General features: G+C 63.1%; 11 protein-coding genes. 3 read left to right on the top strand and 8 right to left on the bottom strand.

The annotated features are described in order from the left end of the window. The first annotated feature begins 5 nt into the window (after positions 1–5). On the top strand, positions 6–371 hold the full coding sequence (locus HMPREF0307_RS01615; RefSeq protein WP_066485766.1) for a DUF1304 domain-containing protein: 366 nt from the start codon (positions 6–8) through the stop codon (positions 369–371). A gap of 61 nt (positions 372–432) precedes the next feature. Here HMPREF0307_RS01615 and HMPREF0307_RS01610 read toward each other — a convergent pair whose 3' ends face one another. After that, positions 433–2,079, bottom strand: coding sequence for a DUF885 domain-containing protein (locus tag HMPREF0307_RS01610; protein WP_066485763.1), 1,647 nt, complete (start codon positions 2,077–2,079; stop codon positions 433–435). A 58-nt stretch (positions 2,080–2,137) separates the two neighbouring features. Further along, positions 2,138–2,707 (bottom strand): LOG family protein, encoded by a 570-nt coding sequence (locus tag HMPREF0307_RS01605; RefSeq protein WP_066486051.1) that lies wholly within the window; start codon positions 2,705–2,707, stop codon positions 2,138–2,140. A gap of 18 nt (positions 2,708–2,725) precedes the next feature. On the opposite strand from HMPREF0307_RS01605, the gene HMPREF0307_RS01600 reads away from it, so the two are divergent. Together HMPREF0307_RS01600 and HMPREF0307_RS01595 are read left to right on the top strand one after the other, a co-directional pair. Then, a complete protein-coding gene (locus tag HMPREF0307_RS01600; protein WP_066485757.1) occupies positions 2,726–3,430 on the top strand; it encodes an NAD-dependent deacylase in 705 nt (234 codons plus the stop codon). Positions 3,431–3,508: 78 nt separating this feature from the next. Beyond that, positions 3,509–4,588 (top strand): ROK family protein, encoded by a 1,080-nt coding sequence (locus HMPREF0307_RS01595; protein WP_066485756.1) that lies wholly within the window; start codon positions 3,509–3,511, stop codon positions 4,586–4,588. On the opposite strand, the gene HMPREF0307_RS01590 is transcribed toward HMPREF0307_RS01595, so the two are convergent. From HMPREF0307_RS01590 to HMPREF0307_RS01565, 6 genes are all read right to left on the bottom strand, one after another. Continuing rightward, entirely contained in the window at positions 4,585–5,184 is a 600-nt protein-coding gene (locus tag HMPREF0307_RS01590) for an HAD family hydrolase (RefSeq protein WP_066485755.1), read from the bottom strand. The genes HMPREF0307_RS01595 and HMPREF0307_RS01590 overlap by 4 nt on opposite strands. 49 nt (positions 5,185–5,233) lie before the next feature. Further along, complete coding sequence (locus HMPREF0307_RS01585; protein WP_141629254.1) at positions 5,234–5,602, bottom strand: hypothetical protein; 369 nt, start codon at positions 5,600–5,602, stop codon at positions 5,234–5,236. A 135-nt stretch (positions 5,603–5,737) separates the two neighbouring features. Then, entirely contained in the window at positions 5,738–6,226 is a 489-nt protein-coding gene (locus HMPREF0307_RS01580) for a ferritin (RefSeq protein ID WP_066485753.1), read from the bottom strand. Positions 6,227–6,454: 228 nt separating this feature from the next. After that, positions 6,455–7,288 (bottom strand): HtaA domain-containing protein, encoded by an 834-nt coding sequence (locus HMPREF0307_RS01575; RefSeq protein ID WP_231724992.1) that lies wholly within the window; start codon positions 7,286–7,288, stop codon positions 6,455–6,457. A gap of 75 nt (positions 7,289–7,363) precedes the next feature. After that, positions 7,364–8,026, bottom strand: coding sequence for a biliverdin-producing heme oxygenase (locus tag HMPREF0307_RS01570; RefSeq protein WP_181734637.1), 663 nt, complete (start codon positions 8,024–8,026; stop codon positions 7,364–7,366). A gap of 178 nt (positions 8,027–8,204) precedes the next feature. Next, entirely contained in the window at positions 8,205–9,614 is a 1,410-nt protein-coding gene (locus HMPREF0307_RS01565) for a SulP family inorganic anion transporter (protein ID WP_066486039.1), read from the bottom strand. Positions 9,615–9,836: the final 222 nt, after the last annotated feature.

Here is a 9,836-nt window from a genome sequence, read left to right as displayed (position 1 = left end):
GTGACATGACCATCATCATGTTCGTCCTCGCTATCCTCGCGACCCTGCTCCATGTCTTCATCTTCTACCTGGAGTCCTTCGCGTGGACCACGAAGGCGCTGGGCGTCTTCGGCGGCACCCGAGAGGAAGCCGAGCACACCAAGGAGCTCGGCTTCAACATGGGCTTCTACAACCTCATGCTCGCGATTATCACGGCCGTGGGCCTTGCCCTCTGGGGCTCGCCCACCGGCCCGGCGCTCATCATCGCCGGGCTGGGCAGCATACTCGCCGCCGCCGTATGGCTGCTCGCAACCTCCCCGGACAAGCGCGGCGCTGCAGTCAAGCAGGGGATCCTCCCCCTGCTCGCCCTCATCGCGCTCGCCTTCGCATAAGAATCGTGAACCTCAAGGCTCAATTCTTGGCCTGCTGGGCCCTTAGATTCACGATGCAGATCTAATTAAGGATCGTCTCGCGCAGAATCGACATAGGAATCGAGCCCAGCGCCAGCGCCTGCGCATGGAATTCCTTGGGGCTCATGCCCTGCGCCAGCGCATCCGCGCGAGTCTGGTGCCACAGACGCTCGCCCAGCGCGTAGGACGGAGCCTGACCCGGCCAGCCGAGGTAGCGGTTGACCTCGAACGCAAGGTTCGCGTCATCCATGGCGGTGTGCTCGCGCAGGTAGGTCTTCATATGCGCTTTGTCCCAGATGCCAGAACCGTCCGGCATCTGCTTGCCCAAGTGGAGTCCGATGTCGACGACGACGCGGGCGGCGCGCAGCTTCTGCGCGTCGAGCAGACCCATGCGGTATCCCGGATCATCCATGTGGCCAAGCTCCGCCATAAGCGACTCGGCGTAGAGCGCCCAGCCCTCGCCGTGGCCGGAGTTCCAGCAGGCGGCGCGGCGCCACAGATTGAGGTCGTCCTGCAGCAGCGACGCGGAGACCTGCAGGTGATGGCCCGGCACGCCCTCGTGGTGGACGGTAGTGAGCTCCTGCCACGTGTGGAAGGTGTCCTGGCCAGCTGGCACGGACCACCACATGCGGCCCGGACGCGAGAAGTCTTCCGAAGGACCGGTGTAGAAGATGCCACCGGTACCCGCCGGATCGATGAGGCACTCAATGGTCTGCGCTTGCTCCGGAATATCGAACTCCGTGCCATTCAACTCCGCAATGACGCGGTCCGCCGTCGCCTGCATCCACGCGACGAGCTCCTCGCGACCGTGCAGCGTGTAGCGCTCCTCACCGTTGAGCTTGCGCATCGCGGTGCGTGGGGAGCATTCGGCACCGTACAACTGGTGCGCGATCTTTTCCTGCTCCGCGCCAATTTCCGCGACGCGATCCAGGCCCCACTCATAGGCCTCGTCCAGATCCACGGCGTCGCCCACAAAGAGCTTGGAGAAACGCTCGTAGCGCTCGCGGCCCACCGCGTCATGAGCCGGGGCTTGCGGCTGCAGCTCGGAAGACAGCCAGGCGGAGAACTCCTCGAAGGAGCGCTTGGCACCCTCGACCTCTGGGGCCTCAGGGTTGACTCCCAAGCCCTCCAAGAGGGAGCCATCGGCAAGCGCATTGCACTGGCCAATGACCTCATTGATTTGGCGGGAGGCCGCCACCGCGCCATGCGAAGCCGCCTCAAGCAGCGAACGCTTGTAGCCGTCGAGCGCGCGCGGGATCTTCGACATGCGGGAGCGGATAGCATCGACCTGCTCCGCTGTCTCGTGCGGCATGAGCACGAGGGTGTCGCGGATGGTCTGCACCGGGGACGCAATGTTATTGAGCTCGCGCAGGTCCTCGCCGTTGTGGTGGAGGTCGAGTTCCAGGCACAGGCGGTCGCGCAGGACGGCGGCGGTCACATAATCGACGTCGTCGAAGTCGTCATCATCATCAGACTCGTCCGTGCAGTCATCCAAGGCGTCCAGGTCCGCCATCATCTCGCGCGTACGGTCCGCGACGGCGGCGTGGTACTCGGGCGAGAAGTCCTCGAGTTCGCCGTCAAATCCGGGAATGCCCAAAGACGTCGCTGTCGTGGGCGAGAGCGCGGCGAGATCGTGGACGAAGTTATCGCACGAGGCGTCCAACAAAGAGGGCTGGCGGTGAGAACACATAAGGCGGAAGTCTATCCACTACCTAGGGGTAAGTGCCACCCGAGACCCGCACTGTGCCTTAAGCGTTATCCCATTTTGACCCGAGCGGGACCCAACCAGCGAAAGCATCGAGCGCAGCCGCAGGAGTCGGCTCCACGATGAGCGCGTCGACGAAACGCCGCTGAATGAACCCGTTGTCCGCGAAATTCTCCAGCAACGCAACGAAAGGACCCCAGTATCCTTCCGCATTAATAAGGCCGACTGGACCGGTAATATTCCCCAGCTGCTGCATGGTGAGCACCTCCGTGAGCTCCTCCAGCGTGCCGATGCCCCCAGGCAGCGCCAGGAAGCCGTCCGCCAGCTCCTCCATGCGCGTCTTACGCTGCGCCATCGTATCCACGCGTTCCAGCACCGTGAGCCCCGCGTGCGCCATCTCCAGATTCGCGAGCTGGTGCGGGATGACACCCGCGACCTCGCCGCCAGCGGCCAGGGCGGCGTCCGCGACGATGCCCATGAGCCCCACGTTGCCGCCGCCATAGACAAGCCGGATGCCCCTCCGCGCCAGCTCCGCCCCCAGCTGGCGTGCCGCTTCCGCAAACGCCGGATTATCCCCCGTGGCCGATCCGCAATACACCGCTACTGAATTCATAAGAACTAGCATAGGGGCATGACCGACATGATTGCCGCCGCCCGCGACATCCTTGTGAACGCGCAGAATCTCGTCGCTTTCACCGGCGCCGGCATGTCCGCTGACTCCGGCCTCGATACCTACCGCGACGCACAGACCGGCGTGTGGGAAAACGTCGATCCCCACGCCATGGCCTCCATCGACGCGTGGGCCCGCGACCCAGAGCCCATGTGGCGCTGGTACCTCCACCGGAAGTCCCTGTCCGAGAACGCCCACCCCAATCCCGGGCATCGGGCGCTCGCGGAGCTAGGCGCAAAACTCATCACCCAAAACATCGACGACCTCCACGAGCGCGGCGGCTCCACGGACGTCGTCCACCTCCACGGCAGTCTCTTCGAATTTCGCTGCACCATCTGTAGCCGACCGTGGAAAGGCGCCACCAAACCCCAGCACATCCCCGAGTGCCCGTTGTGCGGCAACCTCATCCGGCCTGGCGTCGTGTGGTTCGGCGAGGCCCTCCCACCCCGCGAGTGGGACGCCGCGGAAAACCTGATGTCCACCACCGACGCGCTCATCATTGTGGGCACGTCCGGTGTAGTTCAGCCTGCGGCCGGACTCCCCCGCCTCGCGGCAACACGTGGGGTACCTGTCCTCGAAATCACGCCGCAGCCCACCGCACTCACGCCGCTCGCAACGGTGCAGTTCACGGGCCGTGCGGGAGAGGTTCTCCCACTCCTCACGTAATATCTGTAAACCACTCAGTCTAAAAAAGACGGGGGTGATTTAGACTATGCGGTCTAGGGAGGGATATTATTTATATCCATGAGTACAGCCGGACCAGTCTTCGCCCGTCCCCGCACCCCTGCGGCTAAGAGTCTCCACCTCGTACGCCTCAATCCCATCATCACGCGCAGCGAGCTCGTGGAGGCCACCGGACTGTCCCAGCCCACCATCACCCGTGCCACCGCCGCCCTGCTTAAGGCCGGTCTGATTCAGGAGCGCACGGATCTCACCCGCTCCCAAGGCCGCGGTCGTCCCACGGTTCCGCTCGAGGCCTCCGATAACGGCTGGCTACTCGCCGGCATCGCCGTCGGCACCTCCTCGACATACATCGGCCTCTACGACACCCGCGGGCGCATTATCCGCGAAGACAACGTTCCCACCCCGGTCTCTAAGCTCAGCCCCGATGACTTCGTCGAGCACGTCATCGCCGGCGTGAATCGCCTCGCCACCGGCGTCGACCGCACGCTGGTCTCCGTTGGTGTCACCACCTCCGGCACCGTCGATGAAGAGGGCAAGGTTCACGCGGCCAACCTCGGCTGGGACGGCATGGATATCGCAGGACGCCTCGACTTCCAGTTCGGCGTCCCCGTCACTGTCACCCCGGCCGTGCCCGCCATCCTCGCCTCGGAGACGCAGGCAGCGCCCCTCGGCGACGAGGCCCGCACGCTCGTCCTCTTCGCGGATGACTCGATTGGCGCCGCGCTCTCCGACGAAGACGGCGTCGCCCCCATCGATCTCCCACAGTTCGACGGCGCCGACCCGCGCGACACCCTCGTCAACGCCGCGCTGGCTCCCCGCCTCACTGAGGCTGCCGATGCCTCCTCGGTCCTCGCCCAGCGCGCCTCCGACCTCGGCCGCCTTACGGCCCAGCTTATCGATGCCCACCGCCCGGACACCGTAGTCATCGCTGGCTCTGCGTTCTACGACGTCCCCACGGCGCCGAAGCTCTTCGCCTCGGCCGCACGCGGCGAGCTCGACCCCGATCTCGCCTCCGCGACGGAGCTGCGCATGATCCCCAATCACAAGGAGATCGTCCGCTCTATCGCCCGCGCCGTCGCGCTCGACCCCCTCCTGCGCACGCCGCTTGAGCTGAACACCGCGAAGGTGCGCGCCGCTTAGCTCAAGCCACACTCCGCGCGCAGCTCGGCGAGGTTCCCGTCGTAGAGGTACCCACGCAGCCCTGCCGCACGCGCGGCGTCGACGTTGCCTTGGGTGTCATCAATGAAGAGCGTGTCTTTGGCATTGGCCCCCAACGCGTCCACCGCCACATCGAAGGCCCGCTTGTCGGGCTTGACCACGCCGATTTCACCGCTGAGCACCACCGCGGTGAATTCCTTAAGCCAGCTCTCATTGCGCTCACGCACCATGCGGCCGAGCCCCACCGGAATGTTGGACAGCACGCCGACCGCATTGCCCGCGCCAAGCAACTCCTGGGCGACCCCCACGACGTCGAGGTCCGGCGCCGTACACGGCTCGAAGTCCTGAGCGACGGCCTCAGAGATATCGAAGTCCGGAAGGCCTAGGCGCACCTGCATCTGGCGCCACCAGCGTTCGTCGCTCACCACGCCCGCGTCATAGGCCGGGCGCAATTCGTTATACGCCGTCCAAAAAGCGACCGGATCCTCGGCACCGACGAGACGTAGCAGCGCCTCCTTCGGCGCCGGTGGGCGATGACGGAGCAAGACTCCGTAGAAATCGAAAAGATACGTCGACATACATCCAGACTACGGAAAGCCGCGCAGACTCGTCCCAAACGACAGAGCTCTAGAAACGGAACAAGCGTCCGGGCAGCCCCGTGGGCACGAGCAGCACCGCCACAGCACCCAGCGCCGCGCCTCCCGCATACAGCGGCACGATGGCGTCCGGAATGATACCCAGCGGCGTGAAGATCACCAGGCCCACAGCAGCAAGCACGAGCGCTCCGCCGACTGACGCAATGGATTTCTGCGGCAGGCTCACCGCGATGAGCGCAGCAAAAAGAAAGAGACCCGCCCCCGCGAAAGGCCCCAGCATGAGTGCCGCACCAAGCAGAAAAGTGCCGAGCGCGACGTGCGTACTGCTCAACGCCGTGCCGACGCCCAAGGCGACGGCGAGCGCGAGGAGCACGACCACGGTCCAGGTTTTCTGCTTCATAGACATATAAAACGCAGTCTCCCACCAACCACGGGGTTGGTGGGAGATATTAGGGCAATCTTGATGGGTTTGTTACCGCATGGTCACTGTCCCTTGACCTTTTTGTATTAGCTAGGCCTTGAGGGCCGCGCGTGCCTACTTTGCGCGGGAGCCCAGAGTGGCGTCGATGCGCAGGAGGCCGGAGCCATCGTTGCCCACGAGCTTGATCTGGTCGATGATCTCGGTGACGGTGTCCTCTTCCTCAATCTGCTCGTCGAGGAACCAGTTCACGATCTGGCGGGACTCAAGGTCCTTGACCTCATCAGCGGTACAAGCGATCTCGCGGATCTGCTCGGAGACCTTCTGCTCGTGTGCGTAGGCAGCCTCGAAAGCGTCGAGCGGGGTCGCGGCCTTCACGGACGGAACTGGGACATCGGTGAGCTCCACGCGGTAGCCGCGTGCGAGGAGGTGGTTGGCAATCTTCTGAGCGTGCTCGCGCTCCTCCGCAGCCTGAGCGTAGAACCAGTCACGCATGCCCGGGAAGGAAAGATCATCCATCTCGTAGGCCAGCTGGGTGTAGATGAGGGCGGCGCCGTGCTCGTTAATAACCTGTGCGTTCAGCAGGCTCTGCAGCTTCTCGTTCATTGAATATCCTTGCCTTTCGATACCTGTTCAATAGGTAAATTTCTGTCATTTCCGACGGCTATCCAACGGGTTTCCGGCGGTATAGGCCACCATAATACCCACATTCAAAAATTCCGCTAGCCAGGTTAGGATTTCCAAACATGCAGGCCAAAAGCAATTTTGGTCACGGTAACCTAAGTTACCGCGACCTAATCAACACCCAAATCCACACAAACGGAAGCAATCAGACTAGAGTCGGATGCCCGCCTGCTTGAGCGCATCAAGCACCAAAGGCATCCCTGCCACCGCGGTACCCACGAGCGCCACGACGCCCGCGATCAGCCCCGCGAGGATGCCGATGCCCCCGCGCGACGGATCCTCCGAACTCAGCGTTCCCAACTGCGCGGAAGCCTGGGCGAGTCCCGTCGACTTATGCCCCTCGACCACCCCGGCGTCCTTGCCATCAGCAAAGTCCAGCACGAGGTCAACGTCGCCGCCCTCAAGTATCTGACCTTCCTTATAGCGCAGCAGCGAGCCCTCCAGACCCGCGCCCGCGGTGGCCGGGCGATCCTGCGCGCTCACATCGGCACCAACCGCGATGGGAGCATCGAGGGTGAACGTAACCAGCACGTCATCATCGCCATCCCTGTCGACCTGCTTGCCCTTGTCGCCCGGATCCCCGGACAAAACGTAGTCTCCAACGAGCTCGACCTTCGTGCCTTGCACCTGCAGCTTGAGATCTGAGTAGGTGAGATCGAGGCCGGCCGAGCCGCCCGCGCCCAGGCCTGTGTAGGCCACGATATGCGCCGAACCGTCAAGGACGATGGTGCCGTTGCCGTCCGCATCTAACGTCGTCTCAGCGACGTTGACCCGAAAGAGCAGCTGATTGTCCTTATACGTCGCCCCATCCGTGGTCGTCCAACGGCCAGCCGCTATTGGGCCAGCGAGGTGCTCCATGAAGGAGGTCTTAATGGGCCAGGCGAATGTACCCGCCGTCAGGTCCTGCGTTGCAGCAGTAGCCGGAACAGCCATTGCAGAGACGATAAGAGCAGATGCGAGAGAAGCAGAAGAGATTTTCTTCACGCGACAGACCTCCAGGTCACTTTAGAAATACAGAGAAAATAAAAAGGGGGAAGAGGGGAAATAGTGAACCCGGCGCTACGCTGCGCCCGGATACAGCTTCGCTAGCTCGGCGAAGACTGCCGAGTTACACGTGAAGGCGGCCTGTGCCTCAGCGATGAGGGCAGCACGCTGGGCATCAGAAAGCGCGAGCTCGTCGAGCGCCTCGCGGTACGCGCTGCGGTAGGGCGGAATCTTGCCAATCGCCGCGAAGTTATAGAAATTGAGCGCATCCGGGTCGATACCGTAGAGAGCCCCCAGGCGCGCGGCAATGACCTGCCCGCCCGATATATCGCCGAGGTAGCGCACGTAGTGATGGGCAACGACCCGGGGCTCCGACCCCGGCGTATCGAGCGATTCCAGGCGCGCGACGTAGCGTGCGGTGGCGGGAAGGATACGTACCTCGTCGCGCCACTGCGGGCCGTACATTTCCGCGAGGTCGAGTTCCAGCGCGTCGCGGCGTTCCAACCGGGGGTCAGCCACCGCTCCGACGATGCGAGTATCCGCTACCGAGCGGACCGCACGCTCAAGCGCCTCATAGATAAACCACAACTGCCCAGTAAAAGTGGCGAGTGCCTCTGCGCTGAGCTCACCCGCCATCAAGCGGGTCATAAAATCTGAGCCTTCTGCGCTGGCGTGCGCTCGCGCGGTTTCCTCACGCAGCATCTGCGAAAGCGGCGTCGTGGTCATGGCAACAGTCATGGCCAAATTCCTCCTAAGTAAGTAAAGCTTGCCTAACCTTAATGTGGATAGCCTAAACAAGGCAAGCCTTACATATCAAGGCTTATGTCATACTTCATGCCCACAGTGACGCATATTCCACCGAAAGTATGACTACCCACCGCACCCCCACGCCCAGCGGACATCTCTCCCCCAGGTTTTAGTCCCCCAAGTTGCCCGAGAGCCGGTCGAGGCGCTGCTGACTGACCGGATCAAGACCCCGAATATCCACGGTCGCGCCGCGCTGCGCGTATTTCTCACGCACCGCATCCAGCGTCGCCACGGTCGAGGCATCCCAGACCTGCGCGCCGGTCATATCGATGTCGACCTCTGACACGCCCAGCGTGTAGTCGAAGGAATAGACCAGGTCGTTAGACGAGGCAAAGAAAAGCTGGCCGCTCACACGGTACGCGGCACGGGTGGCATCGGAAGCAATGAGCTCGACCTCGGTGAGGTGCGCGACTCGGCGGGCGAAGGCGACCATCGCCGTGAGCACGCCGGCGATAACGCCGACGGCCAGGTTATGGGTAACCAATGTCCCCACCACCGTCACGAGCATGACCAGCGTTTCCGAGAGCGGCATGCGACGTAGCGTCTTCACCGAATGCCAATCCACCGTGTCCACGGCGACAAGGATCATGACGGCGACAAGCGCAGCCATGGGAATCGCACCCACGGTATCGCCCAACACCAGGATGAGAATGAGGAGGAAGACGCCAGCGAGCAGGCTCGACAGGCGCGTGCGAGCACCAGAAGCTTTGACGCCAATCATCGTCTGGCCAATCATCGCGCACACGCCCATGCCACCGATGCTCGCTGCAAGGACGTTGCCAATACCCTGACCAAGGGACTCGCGCGTTTTGTCCGAGTGGCTGTCCGTAATGTCGTCGACAAGTTTGGCCGTGAGCAGCGACTCCATGAGGCCGACGAGGGCCACGCCTACCGCGTACGGGCCGATGAGAGTGAGGGTGTCGAGCGTGAGCGGCACGTCAGGGAAGACGAAGCCCGGCAGGCTCGTGGGTAGCTCGCCTTGGTCCGCGACGTTGGGAATGTCCCAGCGGAAGACCACAACGAGGACCGTAATGACGAGGATGGTGATGAGCGGCGCCGGGACAACCTCCGTGAGCCGTGGCCACAGAAGCATGATGGCCACACCGAGCGCCACGAGCGGATAGACGATCCACGGCACGTGCATGAGGTGCGGCAGCTGCGCGGTAAACATCATGATGCCCAACGCGTTGACGAAGCCAGTCATGACGGAGCGCGGGATAAAACGCATGAGCTTGGCGACCCCGAGGAAAGCGAGAACGATCTGCAGGACTCCCGCTAGCAGCACCGTAGCGAGGACGTACTGCAGACCGTGGGAGGCAGACAAGGGAGCAATGACCAACGCGACCGAGCCGGCCGCGGCGGAGATCATGGCAGGACGACCACCAGTAAAGGAGATGGAGATTGCCATGATGACGGACGCGAAGAGTCCAACGCGTGGATCCAGCCCCGCCAGGATCGAAAAGCTTAAGACCTCGGGGATAAGCGCGAGGGCAACGGCAAGGCCGCCGAAGACCTCCATGCGCAGGCGCGCGGGGGAAGAAAAGGCGTAGCGAAAGCTCGCGAGCACGCCGGTAGGCGCAGAAGTTTGAAGGGTCACGACAAGTCAGTGTAAAGCTACGGCACGAAAAACCACGTCAGGCTCCGGTTGCCCGGAGCCTGACGTGTGTCTCTATCTCTCTCAAGGTGCATACGCTCCCGAACGGTGTCTCACGCCGTCCGCCCCGCGTAGCTGGGGTATCTC

The sequence above is a fragment of the Corynebacterium sp. DNF00584 genome, assembly GCF_001552965.1.
Taxonomy (GTDB): Bacteria; Actinomycetota; Actinomycetes; order Mycobacteriales; family Mycobacteriaceae; genus Corynebacterium; species Corynebacterium phoceense.
Note: the sequence above shows the minus strand (reverse complement) of the source record. Positions and strands in the feature narration are given on the sequence as shown.

Bases quoted from the DNA above. Each gene is read 5' to 3' on its own strand.
- HMPREF0307_RS01615 (WP_066485766.1), top strand. From the start codon at position 6: ATGACCATCATCATGTTCGTCCTCGCTATCCTCGCGACCCTGCTCCAT.
- HMPREF0307_RS01610 (WP_066485763.1), bottom strand. From the start codon at position 2,079: ATGTGTTCTCACCGCCAGCCCTCTTTGTTGGACGCCTCGTGCGATAAC.
- HMPREF0307_RS01605 (WP_066486051.1), bottom strand. From the start codon at position 2,707: ATGAATTCAGTAGCGGTGTATTGCGGATCGGCCACGGGGGATAATCCG.
- HMPREF0307_RS01600 (WP_066485757.1), top strand. From the start codon at position 2,726: ATGACCGACATGATTGCCGCCGCCCGCGACATCCTTGTGAACGCGCAG.
- HMPREF0307_RS01595 (WP_066485756.1), top strand. From the start codon at position 3,509: ATGAGTACAGCCGGACCAGTCTTCGCCCGTCCCCGCACCCCTGCGGCT.
- HMPREF0307_RS01590 (WP_066485755.1), bottom strand. From the start codon at position 5,184: ATGTCGACGTATCTTTTCGATTTCTACGGAGTCTTGCTCCGTCATCGC.
- HMPREF0307_RS01585 (WP_141629254.1), bottom strand. From the start codon at position 5,602: ATGAAGCAGAAAACCTGGACCGTGGTCGTGCTCCTCGCGCTCGCCGTC.
- HMPREF0307_RS01580 (WP_066485753.1), bottom strand. From the start codon at position 6,226: ATGAACGAGAAGCTGCAGAGCCTGCTGAACGCACAGGTTATTAACGAG.
- HMPREF0307_RS01570 (WP_181734637.1), bottom strand. From the start codon at position 8,026: ATGACTGTTGCCATGACCACGACGCCGCTTTCGCAGATGCTGCGTGAG.
- HMPREF0307_RS01565 (WP_066486039.1), bottom strand. From the start codon at position 9,614: ATGGAGGTCTTCGGCGGCCTTGCCGTTGCCCTCGCGCTTATCCCCGAG.